Origin of the sequence: Oceanibium sediminis (assembly GCF_003265325.1) — a bacterium.
Classification (GTDB): domain Bacteria; phylum Pseudomonadota; class Alphaproteobacteria; order Rhodobacterales; family Rhodobacteraceae; genus Halovulum; species Halovulum sediminis.
Genome location: NZ_QGNX01000002.1, coordinates 296,791 through 317,621, shown reverse-complemented (window position 1 = coordinate 317,621; position 20,831 = coordinate 296,791). Strand labels below are relative to the sequence as shown.

The window sequence follows — 20,831 nt, the reverse complement described above, 5'->3', positions numbered from 1 at the left end:
ACCATGGGCCGTTCCGATGACATCCCGAAGGGGCGTAATGCCGTCCGAGCCGGTCGCTGATCGACGGTCGGGGTTTCGCAACGGAAACCGGCGTGCGGCTGCCGGGGCATCGGGGTCGATTTTCTGACCCCGGGTGTCGGAAAAGACCCTGCCCTTTGGCGAAAAGGCGCGCCATATGGGCGCAACAAAATGCCTTAAAAAAAGGGAGCGCCGGGGACATGGCCTTTAAGACTGATATCGAGATTGCACGCGAAGCAGACAAGAAGCCGATTCAGGATATCGGCGCCCGGCTCGATATCCCTTCCGGAGATCTGCTGCCCTTCGGCCACGACAAGGCCAAGCTGTCGGCCAGTTTCATCGCCGCCCAGAAGGACAAGCCCGACGGCAAGCTGATCCTCGTCACCGCGATCAACCCCACCCCTGCGGGCGAGGGCAAGACGACCACCACCGTGGGCCTCGGTGACGGGCTGAACGCCATCGGCAAGAAGGCGGCGATCTGCATCCGCGAAGCCTCGCTCGGGCCGTGTTTCGGCATGAAGGGCGGCGCGGCCGGGGGCGGCTACGCGCAGGTGGTCCCGATGGAGGACATGAACCTGCATTTCACCGGCGACTTCCACGCGATCACCAGTGCCCACAACCTGCTGAGCGCGATGATCGACAACCACATCTACTGGGGCAACGCGCTGGAGATCGACCAGCGCCGCGTCGTCTGGCGACGGGTGATGGACATGAACGACCGCGCGCTGCGCGATATCGTCACCAGCCTTGGCGGCGTGGCCAACGGCTTCCCGCGCCAGGCCGGTTTCGACATCACCGTCGCCTCGGAAGTCATGGCGATCCTGTGTCTTGCCACGGACCTTGAGGATCTGCAGCGCCGCCTGGGCGATATCGTGGTCGCCTACACCCGGGAGCGTAAGGCCATCCTGTGCCGGGACATCAAGGCCGACGGCGCAATGACCGTCCTGCTCCAGCAGGCGATGCAGCCGAACCTCGTGCAGACGCTGGAAAACAACCCCGCCTTCGTGCATGGCGGCCCCTTCGCCAATATCGCCCATGGCTGCAACTCGGTCGTGGCCACCACGACGGCGCTGAAGCTGGCTGATTACGTGGTGACCGAGGCGGGCTTCGGCGCGGACCTCGGGGCCGAGAAGTTCATGAACATCAAGTGCCGCAAGGCGGGCATCGCGCCGGACGCGGTGGTGCTGGTGGCCACGGTACGCGCGATGAAGATGAACGGCGGGGTCGCGAAGGCCGACCTCGGCGCGGAAAACGTCGATGCGGTCAACCAGGGCTGCGCCAACCTCGGCCGGCATATCGAGAACGTGAAATCCTTCGGCGTGCCGGTGGTCGTGGCGATCAACCATTTCGTGTCCGACACCGACGCCGAGGTGCAGGCGGTGAAGGACTACGTGGCCAGCCAGGGCTCCGAAGCCATCCTGTGCAAGCATTGGGCCAAGGGCAGCGCCGGGATCACCGACCTGGCTGAGAAGGTGGTCGAGCTGGCCGAAAGCGGCGTGTCGAACTTCGCGCCGCTCTACCCCGATGACATGCCGTTGTTCGAAAAGATCGAGACGATCGCCAAGCGCATCTATCGCGCGGACGAGGTGATCGCCGACACCAAGATCCGCGAGCAACTGAAAACCTGGGAGGCGGAGGGCTTCGGTAACCTGCCGGTCTGCATGGCCAAGACCCAGTACAGCTTCACGACCGACCCGAGTCGCCGCGGCGCGCCCACCGGCCACTCGGTGCCGGTCCGCGAGGTGCGCCTCAGCGCAGGGGCAGGGTTCATCGTGGCGATCTGCGGTGAGATCATGACGATGCCGGGTCTGCCCCGCGTCCCCTCGGCCGAGTCGATCATGTTGAATGACGTGGGTCAGATCGAAGGCTTGTTCTGACCCGCAACAAGGGAAATACGAAGCAGATGACAGCAGATATCATTGACGGAAAGGCCTTCGCGGCCGGTGTGCGCGCGCGGATCGCCGATCAGGTGGCGCAGCTGAAGGCCGAGCAGGGGATCACCCCCGGCCTGGCCGTGGTGCTGGTGGGCGAGGACCCAGCGAGCGAGGTGTACGTCGCCCACAAGCACAAGGCGACGGTGGAGGTCGGCATGGCCTCGTTCGAGCACAAGCTTCCCGCCGACACCCCCGAGGAGGAGCTTTTCGCGCTGATCGACAAGCTGAACGCGGACCCGAAGGTGCATGGCATCCTGTGCCAGTTCCCGGTTCCCGAACAGCTGGACGAGCGGCGCACGGTGGCGCGGATCGACCCCGCGAAGGACGTGGACGGGCTGAGCGTGACCAACGCGGGGCGTCTGTCCACGGGGCTGGACGCGCTGGTCAGCTGTACGCCGCTGGGCTGCCTGATGCTGCTGCGCGACCGGCTTGGCAAGCTGGAGGGGCTGGAGGCTGTCGTGATCGGGCGCTCAAACCTGTTCGGCAAGCCGATGGCGCAGCTGCTGCTGCGCGACAACTGCACCGTGACCATCGCCCATTCGCGCACGAAGGACCTGGCCGAGGTGTGTCGGCGGGCGGATATCCTGGTGGCCGCCGTGGGCCGGGCCGAGATGGTCAAAGGAGACTGGGTGAAGCCGGGCGGGACGGTGATCGACGTGGGCATCACGCGGGTGCCGCACCCCGACAAGCCGGGCAAGACGAAGCTGCTGGGCGACGTTGATTTCGAAAGCGCCTCTGACGTCGCGGGAGCGATCACGCCTGTGCCTGGCGGCGTGGGGCCGATGACCATCGCCTGCCTGCTGGCCAACACGCTGACGGCGTGCTGCCGCATTCACGGCCTGCCTGAGTCTGAGGGTTTGACCGCCTGACTGCGCTCAGGCGGTGGCGCGCGTGATCAGCGGTACGCTGGTGGTCGCGGTGCCGGTCAGAACGCAGATCGCGGTTTCCTCGAACAACTCGCGCAGGGGGCCGCTGGTGCAGTTCAGCCCGCCGGTATAGGCACCGAAGGCGGGCAGGATTAGCCGGCGCCTATCTGCCACGAAACAGGGGCGCGAGACGCTGCCCGCGCGGGTGGCGAGGCGCATCTTGGGGTGGTAGTGGCCCGAAACCTCGCCCGCTTCGGCGCGGGGATGGGCGATGTGGCGAAACAGCAGCGGCCCGCGGGATACCTCGGCCATGTGGGTGCCGCCAAGGCCCGGGATCTCCGGGTCGTGGTTGCCGGTGACCCAGATCCAGCGCCGCCCGGACATCAGGCTGCCGAGCATCTGACGCTCCGCCTCGGGAAGAAGCTCTGCGGCGTGGCTGTCGTCGAAACTGTCGCCGAGGCAGATGACGCTGCGTGGTTGCAGGGCGTCGATTTCCCGCTGGAGGCGGCTCAGCGTTTCGGCGGTTTCATAGGGCGGCAAAAGGCTGCCGCCGCGCCGGGCAAGCCGCTCGGACTTGCCGAGGTGCAGATCCGCAACGCAGAGGATTTCCGCTTCCGCCCACCACAAGGCACCCGAAGGACGGGCGGAGAGCGTGGTGCCGCAGAGCAGGATTTCGGTATCTGACATGACGGATACAAAACAGGAACAGCGAAACCCTGTCCATGTCTAAACGTACTGCATTCGCGCGATTGCCACGGAGTGTGGCGCTCAGGTCAGCCCGGCTTCTTCCATCAGGGCGCGAGCCTCGGATTCGAGGGCCAGTTGCTCTGCCGCGCCCTTGATCGGGACCTTGCCCATTTCCAGCAAAAGGGGCGCTGCAAGCGGTGTGACATGGGGTGCGCGCACCAGGTCGACGCGCCCATCGATGCGGGCCAGCATCGCCTCGACCCGGCCGAAATCGACCAGCCCGCGCGCGGCTTCGGCGCGGGTGACGTCCAGCATCAGGTGGCCGGGGTCGTACTTGCGCAAGGTGTCGTAAAGGATGTCCGAGGAAAACGTCGCCTGCCGCCCGGACTTGCGCTTGCCGGGCATGTTCCGCTCGATCAGCCCGGCGATCACGGCGGCGGTGCGGAAGGTGCGTTTCATGACCGCGTTCTCGGACAGCCAGCTGTCCAGCCCGTCGCGCAGGTTGGCGGGGCTGAGCAGCGGGGCGGGGTCGCGCACGCGCTCCAGCCCCCAGATCAGCAGCGCATAGTCGGTGGCGACAAAGCCGATGGGGGCGAGGTTCGCGCTCTCCATCCTGCGAGTCATCAGCAGGCCGAGCGTCTGGTTCGCGTTACGCCCGGCGAAGGTATAGGCGGCGAGGTATTCGCGCTCGGCCCGCGTGAAGCTTTCCACCAGCAGCCGGTCAGGCCGGGGCAGGGCGGAGATCCTTTCCTGCAGCCCCAGCCACTGGCGGGTGTGCAGCGGTAGCGCGGCCCAGCGATCCCGGTCGCCGAGCATGTCGATTACCCTGGACGACAGTTCCAGCGAGGTGGCCATCTTGACCCCCGCGAAGACGGCGATCTTGGGCTGCTTTGCGCCCTGGCGGGTCACCTCGACCACCATTTCGCGCAGGCCCTCGTAGCGGACGGTCTGGCCGCCGATCAGGAAGGTGTCGCCCGGGGAAAGGGTGGCGGCGAAGGCTTCCTCCACCTCGCCCAGGGGGGCTCCGCCGAACTTGTTCTTCAGGCGCACGGCAAGGGTCTCGACCTCGACAATCGTCCCGATGTTCATGCGCAGGTTGCGCGCGCTGCGCGGATCCCGCAGGGACCACAGCCCGTCCTGTTCGCGCAGGCGTTGCCAGCGGTCATAGGCGCGCAGCGCGTAGCCGCCCGTGGCGCAGAAATCGAGGCAGCGATCGAAGGATTCCCGAGTCAGATCTGCGTAGGGGCCTGCGCGGCGGACTTCGTCAAACAGCGCGTCTGCGCTGAAGGGGGCGGCGCAGGCCATCAGCAGGATATGCTGGCAAAGTACGTCTAGCGGCGCATCGCGGGGCGCGTCGCTGTCCAGGTCTCGCGCGAAAACCGCTTCCAGGGCGGCGCGGCATTCGATCACCTCGAACCGGTTGGCGGGTACCAGCACCGCGCGCGAGGGCGCGTTGTAGTGGTGGTTCGCCCGCCCGATGCGTTGGACCAGGCGCTTGACGTTCTTGGGCGCGCCGACCTGGATCACCAGGTCCACGTTGCCCCAGTCGATCCCGAGGTCGAGCGAGCCGGTGCAGACGATGGCGCGCAGCTCGCCCGCGACCATCGCCGCCTCGGTCCTCTGGCGCGCCTCGCGCGAGAGGGAGCCGTGATGGATGCCGATGGGCAGGGCGGTGTCGTTCACCTCCCACAGGGCGCGGAAGAACAGCTCGGCCTGGGCGCGGGTATTGATGAAGACAAGGGTGGTTTGCGCCTCGCGGATCAGCTCCATCACCTCATTCACCGCGTAGCGCCCGCCCGCCCCCGCCCAGGGCGGCGGCGTGTCGGTTTCCAGCAGGCTGATGTCCGGGTCGGGGCCGGGGTCCGCGGCGACGATGGGGCAGGGCTGCGGCGCGGGGGCGAGGTAGCGCGCGATCCGCTCGGGCTTGTCCACGGTGGCGGAGAGGCCGACGCGGGTCAGGTCCGGCACCAGGCTTTGCAGGCGGGAGAGGCACAGCATCAGCTGATCGCCGCGTTTGCTTTCGGCCAGCGCGTGGATTTCATCCACGACGACGCGGCGCAGCCCGGCGAAGATGCGCGGCGCGTCCTCGTAGGACAGCAGCAGTGCCAGGCTTTCGGGCGTGGTCAGCAGGATCTGCGGCGGGTCGCGCCGCTGGCGCTGGCGCTGGGATTGGGGCGTGTCGCCGGTGCGATCCTCGATCCTTATATCAAGCCCGATTTCCGACGCCGGGGCGCTGAGGTTGCGCTTGATATCCGCTGCAAGCGCCTTCAGCGGCGAGACGTAGAGTGTGTGCATCCCCCCGTGCGGCGCACTGGCGAGGTCGCAGAGTGTGGGCAGGAAGCCGGCGAGCGTCTTGCCGCCGCCCGTCGGGGCGATCAGCAGGGTCGCGGGATCGTCCGCACGCTCCAGCAGCGCGCGCTGGTGGGGATGCGGCTGCCAGCCGCGAGCGGTGAACCAGGCGAGGATTCGAGGGGGCAGGGTGCGCGTCATCCCCCTTGTTCTGGCAGGCGTTGGACCGCTTGCCAAGCGGGGGGGCCTGCGGCCCGTTCCCCTTGCCCCCACCCCCGCTTGCGCGGGGGCGGGGCCCCGCGGCGCGGTTGCAGGCGTTTACGCGATGGGGCGGGCATGGTGTGCCGGGCGGGCCGGGGCCTCCGGCGGGGATATTTCAGGACTTTGGAGGGCGGGGCGGCAGGGCTGCGATGCGCGCGATCAACGCGTCGGCGAGGGATGTGTCCGTCCCTTCGGGAGCGGCGCTGCGCGCGCTTTCGACGTCTTTCACGAGGATTGCCATGGAGTTGTCGGGAGCGAAGCCTTCGCGGGCGAAGTTGATCTGCGCGAAGTTGCTGCCGAACCAGGTCTGCCCGGAGCTGTCGTTCATCACCGCAAGGAGCGCTTCCTCGGGCAGGCCATTGGCGTCGGCCCATTCCAGCGCGGTGCGGGTTGCCGCGACCGACGCCGCAGCTACGAGGTTGTTCAGCACCTTGGCGGTCATGCCCGTACCGAGCGGCCCGAGGCGGTGGAAGCGGGTGCCCATGGCGTTTAGGGCGGGGGCAAGCCGGTCGAGGGCGGCCTCGGGGCCGCCGAGCATGAAGCTGAGGCGACGCTCGTGCGCGGCGACGGGGGCGCCGGACATGGGCGCGTCCACCAGGGCGATATGGCCGGGGATGCGCGCGCGCAGATCGCGCACGTAAGACGGGGCGAGGGTGGAGCAGATGGCGAGGATTTCGAGTTTGCAGGCGGCGGCGAGCAGGCCGTGTTCGCCGAACAGCAGCATTTCGGTTTGCGCGATATCGCGCACCACGGAGAAGATCGCCTGCCGGTCGGCGGCGAAGGCGCGGGGATCGTCCGTCATCCAGGACGCATTCGGACCGTAGCTTTCGGGCGCTCGCAGATCTAGACCGCGGAGATCGATCCCCGCGGCCCGTATCGCCTGCGCCATGGGCAGGCCCATGTTGCCGCAACCGGCGACGCCGGTTTTCAACGATGCCCCCAAAGCTGCGGGCCCATCAGACCGCGCTATCGTCCACGAACAGGTTTTCCCAGGCGCGGTCGACCAGGTCGATCGACATTTCGCGGGGTCGCCCCTCGTATTCCGCGATCGACAGCATCTGGTCGATCAGGAAGGGGGCGTGGTAGTTCTGGAACTTGTTCCCATGCTCGGGGTATTTCTTCTTGAGCAGGTGGGTCAGCACGCCCTCGTCGGGGTTCAGCTTGTACTGGCGCGAGGTTTTCACGAAGACCTTGATGAAATCTTCGCGGCTGGGGCTGTCGATCTTGATCTTGTAGTAGATCCGGCGAAGGGCCGCGCCGTCGAACATTTCAGACGGGGCGAAGTTGGTCGAGAAGATCACCAGCGTATCGAATGGCACCATGAACTTCTGGCCCGATTGCAGGGTCAGAATGTCGAAGGACGTTTCCATGGGAACGATCCAGCGGTTGATCAGCGCCTGGGGCGGTTCGACCTGTCGGCCAAGGTCGTCCACGATGAACACGCCGCCGGTGGCCTTCAGCTGCAGCGGCGCCTGGTAGGTCCGGCTGACCTGGTTGTAGTTCAGGTCCAGCATGTCCAGCGTCAGTTCACCACCGGTCATCACCGAGGGTCGGCGGCACAGCAGGTAGCGCTGGTCGAAATCGGGCCCGGCGCGGCGCAGGCTGGACTGTTCCTCGGCCCCCGTCTTGGCAAGCGTATGCACGATCGGGTCGTAGACCGAGATCACCTGCCCGCCGTATTCAAGGAACTGCGGCACGTAGATATTGTCGCCAAGCGCGTTCCGGATACCGTTGGAGATCGAGGATTTCCCGTTGCCCGGCGGCCCGTAGAGCAGCACCGAGCGCCCGGAGTTCACCGCCGGGCCAAGCTGGTCCAGCATGCCCGCGGGCAGCACGAGGTGGCCCATGGATCCTTCCAGCCGTTCCTGGGTGATCACCGCGTCGGAGATGGACTGGCGCGCGGTCTGCTTCCAGTATTGCTCCATCGGGACGGGGAAGGCGCCGTAGAATTCGGACTGCTGAAGCGCGTCCAGCGCGCGGGCGCGCCCCGACTCGGTCAGCTGGTAGCGCAACTCGGACGTGGTTGCCGCGCCGCGTGCGCCGAGCGTTTCGATCAGGTTGTTTTCACGGCAGTGGTCGATCAGCTCCTGCGCGATGGGCGGGGTGACCGCCAGCGCCTTTGCCGTCTCGGACAGCGAGGTCAGGTTGCGGCGGAAAAAGGTCTTCAGCACGATGTCGCGCATCAGCACGATTTCGAGCCCCAGGTCCTCCATGTGGAGGGGGGTTTTCGGTGCTGCGGCGGCCGCGGGGGGAGACGCCATCTGGTTCATAAGGTTTTCCCCTCAGGTCTGGGATGCGTAGCGAAGGTACTGTGTTCATACACGGCAAAAAAGGCTTTTCTGCGTTGCCCGGATTACAAAAACCGGTCAGGTTACCTTAAAAATCACATAAGAGAGCAGGCCCCCGATGTCCCTTGCCCCCCTGAGGTTTGCAGTGATCCTGCTGTCCGTCTGGCTTGTGCTGGCCACGGTCACGCTTTTGCCCGGCGTCTTTCGCGTCACCGGGCACGAGATGGACCTGATCCAGATGCTGGACGTGATTTACCGGATGCAGGCGGGGGATCTGCTGCATCACCAGATCATGACGCCGCTTGGGCTGTTGGCCTTCCTGCCGATCAAGGCGGGGATGGACCTCGGCTATGGGCCGGGGCGGTCCTACCTGCTGGCGCAGGCCGGGGTGGCGGCCCTGCTGCTGCCGGCGATCTGGTACCTCTGCCTCAGCCGGTTCGAAGGCGTCTGGCGCCTGGCAGTGGGCGTGGCACTGCTGGTGATCACCATGGCGCTGGTCTACGGCGGGCCGCAGCCCTCGATCCTGGCGTCGATGTATTACAACCGCTGGGCCTGGGTCCTGACGGCGTTGATCGTGTTCCTGCTGTTCCTTCCGGCGCGTCCCGGATGGCGCGCGGACGGGATCGACGGGGTACTGATCGGGCTGGCGGGGGCGGCGCTGATCCTGATCAAGATGACCTATGTCGTGGCGCTGGTGCCCTTCGTGCTGATGGTGATCCTGCAGGAACGCCGGGGCCGGCTGTTCCTTGGCGCGCTACTGGGCGCGGGTGTGGTCCTGGGCGCTGTCAGCGCGGGTATGGGGCTGGACTTCTGGCGCGCCTACCTGCTGGATCTGCTGCAGGTTTCCGCCAGCGCGCTGCGCCGCTACCCGGGGGAGGAGTTCTCGGGGCTGGTGTCATCCCCCGCCGCGTTGCCGCAGACGTTGCTGCTGCTGGGCAGCATCGTCGTCTGGCGCAAGGCGGGGATGATGCGCGCGGGGCTTTACCTGCTGCTGCTGGGGCCGGGGCTGCTCTACATCACCTACCAGAACTGGGGCAACGATCCGAAGTGGCTGGGCATCCTGGGGGTGCTGTTGCTGTGCCTGCGTCCCGAGCAGGGCGCGCGCCCGGTCTGGGGCGTGCCGGCGCGCCAGTTGACGGCGGTGATGGGGGGCGCGGCGCTGCTGTTGTTCGCGCCGTCGGCGATAAACATGGCGACGTCGCCGGTTCGCCACATGAGCCAGACCGCCGAGGAGTTCAGCCCGATCTTCTCAGACCTTGCCAAGGCGGACGCGCAGGTCCTGACCTCTGTCGCCTACCTGCCGCGGGCGAATGTCACGCTGGACGGGTTCGAGATCCCCGCGGCCCTGCGGGGCGAGGATTACGAGCCGGAGGCGCCGGTGATGTTCCTCGGCGAAGCCTTGCCCGAGTGCTCCGTCCGCCTAGGCCTCGTCGGCTGGATCCGCCAGATCACCGCCCAGCTCGGCGCGGTGGAGGAGGCGGTGGGCAAGCCCGTCCTGTCGGCCGATATCCATGACATGCTGTGGCTGTTCGGCCCGTTCGAGCGCCTGCCCGAAATGGCGCCCTGGTACTACGGCACCGACGACGGGTTCGAGGCCGCCGACTACGTGATGGTGCCGTTCTGTCCGCTGAATACGCCGTCCCGCGCGCGCAAGCTGGAAGTGATCGAGGACCTGGGCTGGCAGCTGGAAGAGGTGATCCGCACGGACCTGTTCATACTGGCACGAAGGACAGGTTGAACGCGCGGGCAGCGAGGTACAGGCTGAACGCCGGCGCAAGGCCCAGGCCCATGGGGAAATAGGGACGGGCGGTCCAGGATTTCCAGTCCGGCGCAAGGGCGCGCACCGCCGGCACCTGGCGCGCCGCCCAGTGGACGACGACGGCCGCCAGCAGGCAACCGGCCAGGTACATGAAGAAGATCGACATCTCGCCCGGGGCGACGAAGGGGATGAAGGCGGCGATGAACTTCGCATCGCCCCCGCCAAGCCGCCCCATGGCGTTCAGCACGAAGCCCGCGAACAGCGCGATCGCCGCGACGCCAAGCCGCCAGGCCATGTCCCCCCAGTCCAGCAGGAACGGCGCGGTGATCACGAACACCGCGAAAAGCGCGATGTTCAGCTTGTTGCGGATCTTCATGGTGGAAAGATCGCTGTAGGCCGCCCAGAAGGCGAAGGGCAGCGTCACGATGAAAAAGACCAGATCGGCCGAGTATTGCATGATCGGTCAGGCCCTTCCCGTGATCAGCGCAGGACGGTTTTTTCCAGCGCGTCCAGCTTGCGTACCGCTTCCGCGAAGTGGCGCGGGTGGCGTTCCACGGCTTCCTCCAGCAGGCCCCGGCCGATGTCAACGTCGCCGTTGCGGATCGCCTGAAGCGCGATGTTGTGCAGCAGTTCGGCCTGTTCGGTGGTCGTCAGCGGCACGATCGGCAAGTCGTATTCCTTGCGGGAGGCGCGGCTGATGGCCAGGTTGTTCTTGGCGCTGAACAGCTTCGGGTCGTAGCTGATGGCGCGGGTAAACATTTCTTCCGCGGCGGGGCGGTCACCGCGCGCCAGCTTGGAGATCCCCCAGTTGTTGTAGATGTTCGCCGGGCGCGTGGTCAGGCCACGGGCCTGGTCGTAGTAGCTGTCCGCGCGCTTCCACTGCTTGTTGTTGTCCGCGACCATCGCCTCCAGGCGGTACCGGTCGTAGGTTTCCAGCGTGGGGGGCACGGCATTCAGCTGCGCCTGGCTTTCCTTCCACTTGCCGACCTGGATCAGCGCCTCGGCATATTTCAGCCGATCGGTGGATGTCGCCTGACCCGCTTCGACGAGCGCCTTGTAGGCGAGGATCGACTCCTCGGGGCGGCCGGCGCGCAGCAGCGACTGGGCGAGACCCTGCTTGAACTCCACCCGGTCGGGATTTTCAGCAAGGGAACGTTGGAAATAGGCGACGGACTGGTTGGCGTCCGCGAAGTCCAGCATGATCTCATTGAGGTTGTTTTCATCAATGACATTAAGGCTGTCGAGGCTTTGAATCTTTTCCTGGTCGCGTGCCGGGTTGCCGCAACCGGCAACCAGAACGGTCGCAAGAACGGCCAGCCGCGAAAGCTGGGTAATCTTGGGTTTCATGGCCGGTAACCTTCTGCTCGTCGGTTCTTTTAATTGCCTAACAGAAGATACCTTCCATTACCCCTGCGAACCAAGCGAAAATCCGTTTGTTCCGGTGTTTCTTGGGTAACGCTTTGCAACTTGGCATCAACTGCGTTCAGGTTCGCGGCGATTTCCGGGGACTGGCCGCTGTCCAGCGCGAAGGCGACGCGGAAGGCCTCGCGCGCCTCCCCGGTCTTGCCTTGGGAGTAGAGCACGATCCCGAGGGCGTTCCAGGCGGGCACGAAACGGTCGTTCTTGTCGATGGCGGTGCGCAGGGTCCGCTCGGCCTGGCCAAGGCGGCCCAGGCGCAGCTGGGCAGAGCCGATGGCAGACAGGACATCCACGGTCAGCCCCTTTTCCGCGCCTGCGCGGTAGTAGGAATCCAGCGCCAGTTCGTATTCCCCGGCGGCCATCAGCCGGTGGCCCAGGGTCAGCCCGTCCAGCCCGTCGACGAAGTTGCCGCGCAACGCGTCGGGGCCGTCGCCCACGGGGGCGAGGCGGTCCTGCGCGCAGGCCGCAAGCAAGAACGCCGCGCTGACGAGCAGCGCGGCGTGACGCCCGAAGCGGGCAGGATCAGAAGAGTGCGGTACTGATTTCATACAGCGACGGCCCCACAAGGATCAGAAGCAGCGGCGGCACGGTGAACATCATCGTGGCCAGGGTCATCTTGGTCGGCAGGGTGTTTGCCTTTTCCTCGGCGCGCATCACCCGCTTGTCACGCATTTCCGAGGCATAGACCCGCAGCGCGTCCGAGACCGACGTACCGAAGGAGGCGGACTGCACCAGCACCGTGACGAAGGCCGAGATGTCGGAGACGCCGCAGCGCTCGCCCATGTCGCGCAGAACGGTGACGCGTTCCTTGCCGGCGCGCATTTCGTTGGCGACGATCTCGAATTCCTCGGCCAGGGTGGGGTAGGAGTTCTTGATCTCGGCCGAGACGCGCAGGATCGACTGGTCGAGCGACTGGCCGGCCTCCACGCAGACCAGCATCAGGTCCAGCGCGTCCGGGAAGCCGTTGGTCACGTCTTCCTGGCGGACCTGCCGGCGCCGTTCGACCCAGTAGTCGGGGAAGTAGTAGCCGACAAGTCCCGGCCCCAGAACGGTCAGGATCACGGTGGTCAGGCTGGGATTGTCGCCCCCCGCGACCAGCATGTAGACAGTGCCCAGCAGCAGCAGCGCCATGCCGAGGCCAAAGCGGAACAGGTGATAGATGCTGACTGCGTTGCGGGTGCGGTAGCCCGCCTGGATCAGCTTCATCCGCGTCGCGGTGTATGTCTTCTGATCCTTGGGTTCCAGGTAGGGCTTGAAGCGTTCAAGCTGCCGACCGCCGCTGTCATAGCGCAGGCGGATGGCCTTGTCCTTGTCCTTCTTGTTGCCGAGATTGACGCTGGAGCCCTTTAGCTTGTTCAACGGATCGGGTTTCGTCCGGAACAGCAGCGGTGCGGTCATCAGGATCATCACGAACCCGAAGAACCCCACGATATAGAACACCCCGAGCGGCCCGAGGGCCGCGTTGATGAATTCAAGAGCTTGTCCGTAGTCTTCCATAAGTCCCGGGCCCTCTTACACCTTAATGTTTACCAAAGCACGCATCACGATCACGTTGATGAAGAGCATGACACAGACAAAGATCGCCGCCGGCACGAAGGCGGCAGAGGCTTTCACATCCTCGTAGTGGCCCGGCTCGATCAGCTGGATGACGATCAGCGCCCCGACGGGGAAGATCGACAGGAACCAGCCCGACCAGCGCGCCTCCGCGGTGATCGCCTTGACCCGGCGGAACAGCTTGAAGCGGGCGCGGATCACCTTGGCCAGGCCGTCCAGGATCTCGGCCAGGTTGCCGCCGGACTGGCTTTGGATCCCCACGGCCACGGCGAGGAACTTCACGTCCTGGATGTCGATCCGCGCCGCCAGGGCGTTCAGGCTTTCGGTGACTTCCGAGCCATAGGTGGACTCGTCCACGATGATCCCGAACTCGGTTCCCAGCGGATCCGGCATTTCCTGCGCCACGATGTTGATCGCGGCAGAGAAGGGGTGCCCGACGCGCAGGCTTCGCACGATCAACTCGACCGCGTCGGGAAGCTGCTCCTCGAACAGGGCGATCCGCTTCTTGGCCTTGTTGTTCAGCCAAAGGTAGACCGAGCCGTAGCCGAAACAGATCGCGAGCCCAAGCCGCACGACCAGCCCGCCGCCCGTCATGAAGGTCAGCAACAGGAAGGACATGACCCCCATCAGCACCATTACCGTCAACAGGCCAACCGGCGAAAAGGCGATGTTGGCCTGGGCGGCCTTGTCCGACAGGGGGGCCAGGATCGGCAGACCCTGGTTCTCGTTGTGCTGCTCGCGCTCCTTGCGCAGGGTGTTCAGGACCTCTTCGGGGTCTTCGCCCTTGTCCAGAAGCTCAAGCCTTCGGTTCACGCGGCTTTCCAGCCGGACCGACTTGCCGAACATCAGCAAGTAGATGCCTTCGATCATGAAGAAGACACCGACGAAGATGGCGGCGTAGAGTAGAGGTTCGAGGTTCATTCAGTCACCCTCCTTCCCGGCTTGTCAGTCGCGCGGGGCGGTGTAGATCGACGTTGGCAGATCGAAGCCCCACTGCGCGAAGCGCTCGGAGTACTTGGAGCGCAGGCCGGTGGCTTCGAACCGTCCGATGATTTTGCCTCTCTCATCGATTCCCATGCGTTTGAAGCGGAACAGTTCCTGCATCGAAATGATATCACCTTCCATGCCCGTCACCTCGGTGATGGACAGCATCCGGCGCGAGCCGTCTTGCAGGCGGCTGACCTGGACGACCAGGTTCAGCGCCGAGGCGATCTGCCCGCGCATCGCCTTCAGCGGCATGTCCACGCCGGACATGGCGATCATGTTCTCAAGCCGGCTCAGCGCGTCACGGGCGGAGTTGGCGTGGATCGTGGTCATGGAGCCGTCGTGGCCGGTGTTCATGGCCTGCAGCATGTCGATCACTTCGTCGCCGCGCGTTTCTCCGACGATGATGCGGTCAGGGCGCATCCGCAGGGCGTTGCGCAACAGGTCGCGCTGGGTCACTTCGCCCCGGCCTTCCACGTTGGGCGGGCGGCTTTCCATCCGGCCCACGTGAACCTGCTGGAGCTTCAATTCCGCCGTATCCTCGATCGTCACGATCCGCTCGTGATCGTCGATGAAGGAGGACAGGGCGTTCAGGTTGGTGGTCTTCCCCGAACCCGTCCCGCCGGACACGAGGATGTTCAGCCGTGTCGCCACCGCCGCCTGAAGATAGGCGGCCATTTCCTCGGTCATGGCGCCGTAATCGATCAACTCGTCGATCGACAGCTTGTCGTTGTTGAATTTACGGATGGAGACCAGCGCCCCGTCGACCGCACAGGGCGGCACCATCGCGTTGAAACGCGACCCGTCGGCAAGCCGCGCATCGACGTAGGGGTGGCTTTCATCGACGCGACGGCCAACGGCCGAGACGATCTTGTCGATCACCCGCATCAGGTGGCGGTCGTCCTTGAAGCGAATCGGCGTCAGTTCCAGGCGGCCTTCGCGCTCGACGAAGATCTGCGTCGGCCCGTTCACCAGGATATCGTTGACCGTCTTGTCCTTCAGCAGCACCTCCAGCGGGCCGAGGCCGGTGATCTCGTCATAGAGATCCTGCATCAGCTGTTCGGATTCCGCGGCGTTGAGCACGACGCCGTTCTCGCGCAGCCCCTCGCGGGCGATGGCGCCGATTTCGTGGCGCAACTCCTGCTCGGACGCGCGGTCCAGCGCGGCGAGGTTCAGCGATTCGAGCAGCCGCTTGTGCAGTTCCATGCGCACGTCGAGCAGCCGCTCCTGACGCTTGGACTCACGCTGAAGATCGGCCAGTTCGCCTGCCGACAGGGCACGCTTGGCCGTGTCGACCCGCTGCTTTGCCTTCTTCGCGACTTCCTGCGGATCTGCTTCGATCTTGGGGGGCGGCGGTGCTTCCTGCGTACGCTGATACCTGCGAAACATGCGGGCAAACCTCCGGTGTTATTGCGCGACCGCGGCCTTTTCGGCGACGACCGCTTCGAAAATGGAATTGGCGATACTCTTTATTTCCCGCCGGAGCGCGTTCTTCGGTGCGCTTTCAGCCAGCGGTGCCCCCTCGTCACAGGCGGAGGCGACCTGCTTGCCGCCGTCGGGCAGCATGATATTGATTTCCACCCCGAGGCTTTCAGCCAGCCGCTTGGCGCGGGCCTTGCCACTCATGTCGGTGAAGCCGGGGGCGCGGTTCAGGGCGAACTGTACCTTTTCATAGGGCAGGTCCTCGGCCTTCAAGGCGCGCAGGAAGCGCAGGCAGTTCTGGGCCGAGCGCATGTCGACCTCCATCACCGCAAAGAAGGTTTCGGACATCTTCAGCACCTGGTCGAACCAGTGCACCAGCGCCTGGGGCATGTCGATGATCACGAAGTCATAGGACGCCTGCGCGATCTCGATCAGCTTGGCGATGTCTTCCGGCGCGATGATGTCCAGCGGCAGCGTGTCCATTGGCGCGGTCAGCACGGCGAGGCGGGTCTTGTAGGACGTCAGCGCCTGGCCCAGCGTATGATGATCCAGCGCTGCCGGGTCGGAGATCAGTTCGTAGATCGCCTCGCGCCGGGCAAGGTCCAGATAGGTGGCGACCGAGCCGTACTGGAAGTTGAAATCAAGGATGCAGACGCGCTTGTCCGTCTTCTTTGTCAGCAGCGCCAGTTCCCAAGCCAGGTTGACAGCAAAAGTGCTGCCGCCAACGCCGCCGGCGACGGAATAGATCGGAATCACGAGGCCGTTGCGCTTGCGCCGGGCCTTTTCCTGCTCCTGGCTGACGCGCGGCTTCATGGTCTGGCGCATCTGGGTGATCGAATCACTCAGCGAGCCTTCGGGCAGAGGGTAGGGCGCGAAATCGTCGGCCCCGACCCGCATCAGCTGGTGCAGCGCGGATGGAGAGACGTCCTTCACGACCAGCAGAACCTTCAATCCATGGTCCCTCGCGGCCTGGACGACACGGGTCGCGACGGACAAATCGCTTTCGTCTTCCTTGCTGACAGCGACGATCGCAATCTCGAGCTCGGGGCCTACGCCGGCCTTGATCGATGATTCACCGTTCTTTAACGCAATCGGTGCCCACTGGCCCGACAGTTCACGGTTGAGATCCTCGATCAGGTCGGGAAACTCCTCGATCTGGCGGGAGATCACATAGACCTCGGCTTCATTTGGCTTGACCTTCAGAAGGCCCATGTCAGCACCTCTATCCCTTCTGACGCGGTATTCGCTTTTGACCAATTCTGGCCGGGGGGCGTCGCCGATGGTCGGCAACAAGCGACCGTTCAATCATATGCGATCAAGCGTCAGGGTTACACTCATAAAACCCTTCAACCCCTAACGAACTTTGATTTTTCGATGTGAAAGTTGGCAAAAGTGAGGCCGTTACCACAGTTTGCCAACCATCTAGGCAATGCCTGCGCCGCTGGCCACCCATATCCGCAGCATTCCACGCCCCGAAAAAAGAACCGCCGGCACTGAGGCCGGCGGAGGTCAAGTGGCTTTGCTTTGTTATCTCTTCAACGGTTACTCGCCTCCGGCGATGTAGCCCTGGTAGATGTTGTGGGCCACCTTGCCGTCGAAGGGGAAGTCGCCGAAGCGGCGATCGAACCCGACGATCTCGGTCACGGTGCGGCGGTTGAGCCGCTCGCGATCCTGGGTGGCGATCAGCGGGCGGGTTTCGCCCAGCGACGCAACGGCCTGAACCTGGCCACGGCGCACGCCCTGGCTGATCAGGTAGTTGACGGCCGCCTGCGCACGGCGCTGGCCAAGACGCTGGTTGTAGCTGTTGGAGCCCACGAGGTCCGTGTGCCCGTAGACCTTAAACAGGATCGCCGGGTTGGCGCGGATCCAGGCTGCCTGACGGTTCAGGATCGAACGCGCCTCTTCATCCAGCACCGCTGAATTGAAGGCGAAGTTGATCATGTCAGGCGAGGCCTGGCGGAACTGCGCCTGGAGGTTGGCCAGAAGGCTCCCCCGCAGGCTGACAGCTTGTGCCAGCGTGTTGGTGGTCGTCGCGGTTGCGAAAGCGCTGTTGTTGAAGTCTCCGGCCACCTGGCCGGCGCAAGCGCCGAGCAAGGTGATGGAGGCAATCGCAGCAGATGTCTTCAGTAGGGTTTTCATCGTCCTCACTCCATCACGTAGCCGTAGGAGCCCTGGAAGTTCTGACGGGCAACATCGTTGACCGCGCCAGTTCCCGAGACGTTTCCGTTCAGGAAAAGCTCCAGTTCGCTGGGGATCGCGATCCGGTCGGTCGGCAGCGACAGAAGATCGCCGTCCACCGGGGACACCAGATGCGGGGTGATGATGATGACCAGTTCGCTCTGCTCGCGCAGGTAGCTGGTCGACCGGAACAGGCTGCCGATCACCGGGATGTCCCCGAGCCAGGGAACCTGGTTGATGTCATCATCGAAAGTATCGCGCAGCAGGCCTGCGATGGCAAAGGACTGACCGTCCTTCATTTCCACCACGGTGGAGGCGCTGCGGCTGGAAATCCCGGTGCCTTCAGCAAAGACCTGCGGGTTCGATACCTCGGTATCCAGTTCAAGACGGATCAGGTTGCCGTCGATCACCGTCGGGGTGAAATCGAGCACGATACCGAAGCGTTTGAACTCGATCGACACGCCATCCTCGCCCTGAACAGGGACCGGGAATTCACCACCGGCAAGGAACGAGGCTTCTTCGCCGGACACGGCCACGATGTTCGGCTCTGCCAGCGTACGGGCCATGCCCTTCGTCTCCAGCGCATCGATCAGAAGACCGACGGCGACATCGCCGATGCTGAAGATGGTTCCCAGGGCGTTGGTGCCCTCGGTGAAGGTGACCGAATCGACTGCACCCAGGGTGCCGCCATCGCCGCCGAAGGCGGACACGGCATTTGCCCCGCTGTAGAGAGCGGCGTCGCCATCGATGCCGAGCGCTGCGTTGACGCCCAGACCCTTGGAGACGGACCGCACGACCTCGGCGAAGCGCACCTTCAGCATCACCTGCTGGGAGCCGCCGACCATCATCAGGTTGGTCACGCCACCGGGCGCATAACGCTCGGCCAGTTCAAGGGCGCGGGACACCTTGCGGGCGCCGCTGACGTTGCCCGACAGAATCAGACCACCACCGGCGGTGCGGACCTCGATCGGTTCGTTGGGAAGGATTTCGCGCAGACGCTCCTTGAATTCGACCGTGTCGGGCGTGACCGCCACTTCCACGTTCGAGATCAGCTCGCCCTCGGGGCCAAGGATCGTCAGCGTCGTCCGGCCCGGCGAGCGGCCCAGAACATAGATCGTCCGCTCGCCCAGGGTCGCGATGTCCGCGATGCCAGGGTTTGCGACCGAAAGTTCAGCGAACGGTCTGTCCGCTTCCATCACGATGGCCCTGTTAACGGACACCGAGATTTGGTTGGAGGTTGCCCCCCGCAATTCCCGCAGCACGCTTTGTGCGGACGCATCCGTCACAAGGGGTGCTGACATGACGAACCCGATTAGGCCCGCCTTTATCAGTCGGTTCCAGATCATAATTCCTGCCTCTCAAAACCACTCGTTCAGGACTGCGGACGGATTGCCGCAGACCCATACGGCCAAGGATGCGAGGAATTTTATTTTAACACAATAATCAATGTCTTATCGCCACATGTTGATGTGGATAAGTCACACCGATCAAAATTTCCGTTATTTTTCAAAGTGAAGCTTCGCTCTCACTCTGTCGGGCAGGGGACCTCGTTCACGGACACGGTCAGGCCGCGGCGCACACGGTTGAAGCAGCGCTTCTTTTCTTCTTCCTGTATCTCTTCCAGTCCGAGAAGATCGCTCTGGCTGACCTCAAGCGGTCCCAGGATTTCCTGTTCTTCCGCACCCCGTAGCGACAGGGCCAGAACGCCGCTGGCGCGGGCTTGCGTGAGGGTCGCCACCACCATCGGCGACACCTCCACCGTCACCGTGCTTGCGACGACAGGGCGATTCGTGTCTGCATCGGCCACCTGGTCGATTGCGATCAGTTCGATGTCCTGGAGCAGAAGGCGGGTCACCGACTGGCCGGAAATTGAGCCCGACCAGTAGACGTCCACCCGGTCACCAGGTTGCAGGAAGCCCGCGACACCGGTCGAGACGTTCACGTTAATCGTGAAGGCCCTCATGCCCTTGGTCAGACGCGCGGAGACCCCCGCATCCTGGCCGAATCGTGTCACCTTGCTTTGCATGATGATTTCACCCGGCTCGATTGTGCGGATGATCTGCCGCGGCTCGGAGTCGTCGTTGCCGAACAGCTCATCGAGGGAGGTGAAGGAATTTTCCGGAACCGCATCCGCAGGGAAGGAGACCATTTTCGCATCGCCCTTGCGCAGCGTCTGCCCGTATCGCAACTCTCGCGTAGCGAGGAGGACGGGCGTGGTTTCCACGACCTTGCTGGCCTTCACGCGCAAGACGCGATTTTCGGCCTGGAGTCCTCTGAACTGCTGCATCGCCATGTAGGCCGCGAAACCGGCCATGCCGATGCCGAACAGAAAGACGAGAGCGAAGATGATGCGCATGTGCCAGGGCCTCAGGTTTTCCACGTCGCTTAAGCTTGGGGTGTGTTGCCGTCCGAAAACCAGCGACCCCAGGATATTAAGCCGGTTAGGCGCGACGGTACACCATTCAAGGTATCGCTGCAAAGCCCACAAGTGCTTTGATAATTCGTATTCGGCGGCGGTGTTACAAATTGCTCGCCGAAAGGATCCCGGCACGAATATCGCTTGCGCCCTGAACGATCCCGCCCTGTACGATATTCCAAACGATAAGACCGATCACGATAATCGACGCTGTCAGAACGACCCAGTCCACCGTGACCGCACCGTCTTCGTCGCTATCCGCTGACATCAAGGTACCGACAGCGATTTTCAGTTTATCGAACATTGTCGAAACCTCAAACTCCGGTTGGTCATTTGGACGGATCCTTCGTCGTCGAGATCTGTCGTTAGTAAAAAGGGGGGAGGCTCGTCTAAGCCCCCCCCCTTCCGATAAGATAAAGTGAATCTTACTGGTCGATGGCGGTGGTCAGGGCGTTGCGGATGTCCGAAGCAGCTTCGATGATACCGCCGCGGATGACGTTCAGAACAATGAGGCCGATGCCAACGATCGCTGCGGTCAGAACGACCCAGTCCACCGTGACTGCGCCGTCTTCGTCTTTTTTGAAGGTATTCTTGAGCTTGAACAGTTTCATAATGTGTCCTCCAGGGAGCCATAGATTTCAGTTTGCGCCTAGTCTGCGTGAGGGAGTGAGCCTTGGCTCGTGCTCCGGAAAACTGACCAACAAAGCGCGGGTACTCAGCGAACAATGCCAATACACAATTCAATTCGGGCAGAAA

19 protein-coding genes are annotated in these 20,831 nt (G+C 64.1%); 3 read left to right on the top strand and 16 right to left on the bottom strand.

Annotated features, from left to right (window positions below):
* Positions 1 to 218 precede the first annotated feature (218 nt).
* Together DJ029_RS06970 and folD are read left to right on the top strand one after the other, a co-directional pair.
* On the top strand, positions 219 to 1,895 hold the full coding sequence (locus tag DJ029_RS06970) for a formate--tetrahydrofolate ligase (protein ID WP_112321632.1): 1,677 nt from the start codon (positions 219 to 221) through the stop codon (positions 1,893 to 1,895).
* A 26-nt stretch (positions 1,896 to 1,921) separates the two neighbouring features.
* Positions 1,922 to 2,821: a bifunctional methylenetetrahydrofolate dehydrogenase/methenyltetrahydrofolate cyclohydrolase FolD gene (gene folD / locus DJ029_RS06965; protein WP_112321631.1), complete on the top strand. Its 900-nt coding sequence runs from the start codon at positions 1,922 to 1,924 to the stop codon at positions 2,819 to 2,821.
* A 6-nt stretch (positions 2,822 to 2,827) separates the two neighbouring features.
* On the opposite strand, the gene pdeM is transcribed toward folD, so the two are convergent.
* The 4 genes from pdeM to DJ029_RS06945 form a co-directional block, all read right to left on the bottom strand.
* Positions 2,828 to 3,505 carry a ligase-associated DNA damage response endonuclease PdeM gene (gene pdeM, locus DJ029_RS06960; RefSeq protein ID WP_112321630.1) on the bottom strand — a complete coding sequence of 226 codons (678 nt, stop codon included), beginning with the start codon at positions 3,503 to 3,505 and terminating at the stop codon, positions 2,828 to 2,830.
* An 81-nt stretch (positions 3,506 to 3,586) separates the two neighbouring features.
* Positions 3,587 to 5,995 carry a ligase-associated DNA damage response DEXH box helicase gene (locus tag DJ029_RS06955; protein ID WP_112321629.1) on the bottom strand — a complete coding sequence of 803 codons (2,409 nt, stop codon included), beginning with the start codon at positions 5,993 to 5,995 and terminating at the stop codon, positions 3,587 to 3,589.
* A gap of 175 nt (positions 5,996 to 6,170) precedes the next feature.
* Complete coding sequence (locus tag DJ029_RS06950; protein WP_232823000.1) at positions 6,171 to 6,986, bottom strand: NAD(P)-dependent oxidoreductase; 816 nt, start codon at positions 6,984 to 6,986, stop codon at positions 6,171 to 6,173.
* Between the two features lie 25 nt (positions 6,987 to 7,011).
* Positions 7,012 to 8,325, bottom strand: a complete 1,314-nt coding sequence (locus DJ029_RS06945; RefSeq protein WP_112321628.1) for an ATPase — start codon at positions 8,323 to 8,325, stop codon at positions 7,012 to 7,014.
* Positions 8,326 to 8,461: 136 nt separating this feature from the next.
* On the opposite strand from DJ029_RS06945, the gene DJ029_RS06940 reads away from it, so the two are divergent.
* Positions 8,462 to 10,081, top strand: coding sequence for a hypothetical protein (locus DJ029_RS06940; protein ID WP_112321627.1), 1,620 nt, complete (start codon positions 8,462 to 8,464; stop codon positions 10,079 to 10,081).
* Here the strand turns inward: DJ029_RS06940 and DJ029_RS06935 are convergent.
* The 12 genes from DJ029_RS06935 to DJ029_RS06880 all read right to left on the bottom strand — a co-directional run bounded on the left by DJ029_RS06935 (position 10,056) and on the right by DJ029_RS06880 (position 20,686).
* A complete protein-coding gene (locus DJ029_RS06935) occupies positions 10,056 to 10,559 on the bottom strand; it encodes an A24 family peptidase (protein ID WP_112321626.1) in 504 nt (167 codons plus the stop codon). The two genes, DJ029_RS06940 and DJ029_RS06935, sit on opposite strands and share 26 nt — an antisense overlap.
* 23 nt (positions 10,560 to 10,582) lie before the next feature.
* On the bottom strand, positions 10,583 to 11,449 hold the full coding sequence (locus tag DJ029_RS06930; protein WP_112321625.1) for a tetratricopeptide repeat protein: 867 nt from the start codon (positions 11,447 to 11,449) through the stop codon (positions 10,583 to 10,585).
* 29 nt (positions 11,450 to 11,478) lie between these two features.
* Positions 11,479 to 12,069, bottom strand: coding sequence for a tetratricopeptide repeat protein (locus tag DJ029_RS06925; protein ID WP_157966289.1), 591 nt, complete (start codon positions 12,067 to 12,069; stop codon positions 11,479 to 11,481).
* Complete coding sequence (locus DJ029_RS06920) at positions 12,044 to 13,018, bottom strand: type II secretion system F family protein (protein ID WP_112321623.1); 975 nt, start codon at positions 13,016 to 13,018, stop codon at positions 12,044 to 12,046. Before DJ029_RS06920 ends, DJ029_RS06925 begins: the two co-directional genes overlap by 26 nt.
* Positions 13,019 to 13,033: 15 nt before the next feature.
* Positions 13,034 to 13,996, bottom strand: coding sequence for a type II secretion system F family protein (locus DJ029_RS06915; RefSeq protein WP_112321622.1), 963 nt, complete (start codon positions 13,994 to 13,996; stop codon positions 13,034 to 13,036).
* A 24-nt stretch (positions 13,997 to 14,020) separates the two neighbouring features.
* Positions 14,021 to 15,448, bottom strand: a complete 1,428-nt coding sequence (locus DJ029_RS06910; RefSeq protein WP_112321621.1) for a TadA family conjugal transfer-associated ATPase — start codon at positions 15,446 to 15,448, stop codon at positions 14,021 to 14,023.
* A gap of 18 nt (positions 15,449 to 15,466) precedes the next feature.
* Positions 15,467 to 16,693 carry a CpaE/TadZ family protein gene (locus tag DJ029_RS06905; protein WP_112321620.1) on the bottom strand — a complete coding sequence of 409 codons (1,227 nt, stop codon included), beginning with the start codon at positions 16,691 to 16,693 and terminating at the stop codon, positions 15,467 to 15,469.
* A gap of 330 nt (positions 16,694 to 17,023) precedes the next feature.
* A complete protein-coding gene (locus tag DJ029_RS06900; protein ID WP_112321619.1) occupies positions 17,024 to 17,620 on the bottom strand; it encodes an OmpA family protein in 597 nt (198 codons plus the stop codon).
* 5 nt (positions 17,621 to 17,625) lie between these two features.
* On the bottom strand, positions 17,626 to 19,005 hold the full coding sequence (locus tag DJ029_RS06895; RefSeq protein WP_112321618.1) for a type II and III secretion system protein family protein: 1,380 nt from the start codon (positions 19,003 to 19,005) through the stop codon (positions 17,626 to 17,628).
* 179 nt (positions 19,006 to 19,184) lie between these two features.
* The gene (cpaB, locus tag DJ029_RS06890) at positions 19,185 to 20,015 is read right to left on the bottom strand and encodes a Flp pilus assembly protein CpaB (protein WP_112321617.1); all 831 of its coding nucleotides are present in this window, start codon (positions 20,013 to 20,015) and stop codon (positions 19,185 to 19,187) included.
* A 163-nt stretch (positions 20,016 to 20,178) separates the two neighbouring features.
* Positions 20,179 to 20,379, bottom strand: a complete 201-nt coding sequence (locus DJ029_RS06885; RefSeq protein WP_112321616.1) for a hypothetical protein — start codon at positions 20,377 to 20,379, stop codon at positions 20,179 to 20,181.
* Positions 20,380 to 20,500: 121 nt separating this feature from the next.
* Entirely contained in the window at positions 20,501 to 20,686 is a 186-nt protein-coding gene (locus DJ029_RS06880; RefSeq protein ID WP_112321615.1) for a Flp family type IVb pilin, read from the bottom strand.
* Positions 20,687 to 20,831: the final 145 nt, after the last annotated feature.

Coding starts and splice junctions, on each gene's coding strand:
- DJ029_RS06970 (WP_112321632.1), top strand. CDS start 219: ATGGCCTTTAAGACTGATATCGAGATTGCACGCGAAGCAGACAAGAAG.
- folD (WP_112321631.1), top strand. CDS start 1,922: ATGACAGCAGATATCATTGACGGAAAGGCCTTCGCGGCCGGTGTGCGC.
- pdeM (WP_112321630.1), bottom strand. CDS start 3,505: ATGTCAGATACCGAAATCCTGCTCTGCGGCACCACGCTCTCCGCCCGT.
- DJ029_RS06955 (WP_112321629.1), bottom strand. CDS start 5,995: ATGACGCGCACCCTGCCCCCTCGAATCCTCGCCTGGTTCACCGCTCGC.
- DJ029_RS06945 (WP_112321628.1), bottom strand. CDS start 8,325: ATGAACCAGATGGCGTCTCCCCCCGCGGCCGCCGCAGCACCGAAAACC.
- DJ029_RS06940 (WP_112321627.1), top strand. CDS start 8,462: ATGTCCCTTGCCCCCCTGAGGTTTGCAGTGATCCTGCTGTCCGTCTGG.
- DJ029_RS06935 (WP_112321626.1), bottom strand. CDS start 10,559: ATGCAATACTCGGCCGATCTGGTCTTTTTCATCGTGACGCTGCCCTTC.
- DJ029_RS06930 (WP_112321625.1), bottom strand. CDS start 11,449: ATGAAACCCAAGATTACCCAGCTTTCGCGGCTGGCCGTTCTTGCGACC.
- DJ029_RS06925 (WP_157966289.1), bottom strand. CDS start 12,069: ATGAAATCAGTACCGCACTCTTCTGATCCTGCCCGCTTCGGGCGTCAC.
- DJ029_RS06920 (WP_112321623.1), bottom strand. CDS start 13,018: ATGGAAGACTACGGACAAGCTCTTGAATTCATCAACGCGGCCCTCGGG.
- DJ029_RS06915 (WP_112321622.1), bottom strand. CDS start 13,996: ATGAACCTCGAACCTCTACTCTACGCCGCCATCTTCGTCGGTGTCTTC.
- DJ029_RS06910 (WP_112321621.1), bottom strand. CDS start 15,448: ATGTTTCGCAGGTATCAGCGTACGCAGGAAGCACCGCCGCCCCCCAAG.
- DJ029_RS06905 (WP_112321620.1), bottom strand. CDS start 16,693: ATGGGCCTTCTGAAGGTCAAGCCAAATGAAGCCGAGGTCTATGTGATC.
- DJ029_RS06900 (WP_112321619.1), bottom strand. CDS start 17,620: ATGAAAACCCTACTGAAGACATCTGCTGCGATTGCCTCCATCACCTTG.
- DJ029_RS06895 (WP_112321618.1), bottom strand. CDS start 19,005: ATGATCTGGAACCGACTGATAAAGGCGGGCCTAATCGGGTTCGTCATG.
- cpaB (WP_112321617.1), bottom strand. CDS start 20,015: ATGCGCATCATCTTCGCTCTCGTCTTTCTGTTCGGCATCGGCATGGCC.
- DJ029_RS06885 (WP_112321616.1), bottom strand. CDS start 20,379: ATGTTCGATAAACTGAAAATCGCTGTCGGTACCTTGATGTCAGCGGAT.
- DJ029_RS06880 (WP_112321615.1), bottom strand. CDS start 20,686: ATGAAACTGTTCAAGCTCAAGAATACCTTCAAAAAAGACGAAGACGGC.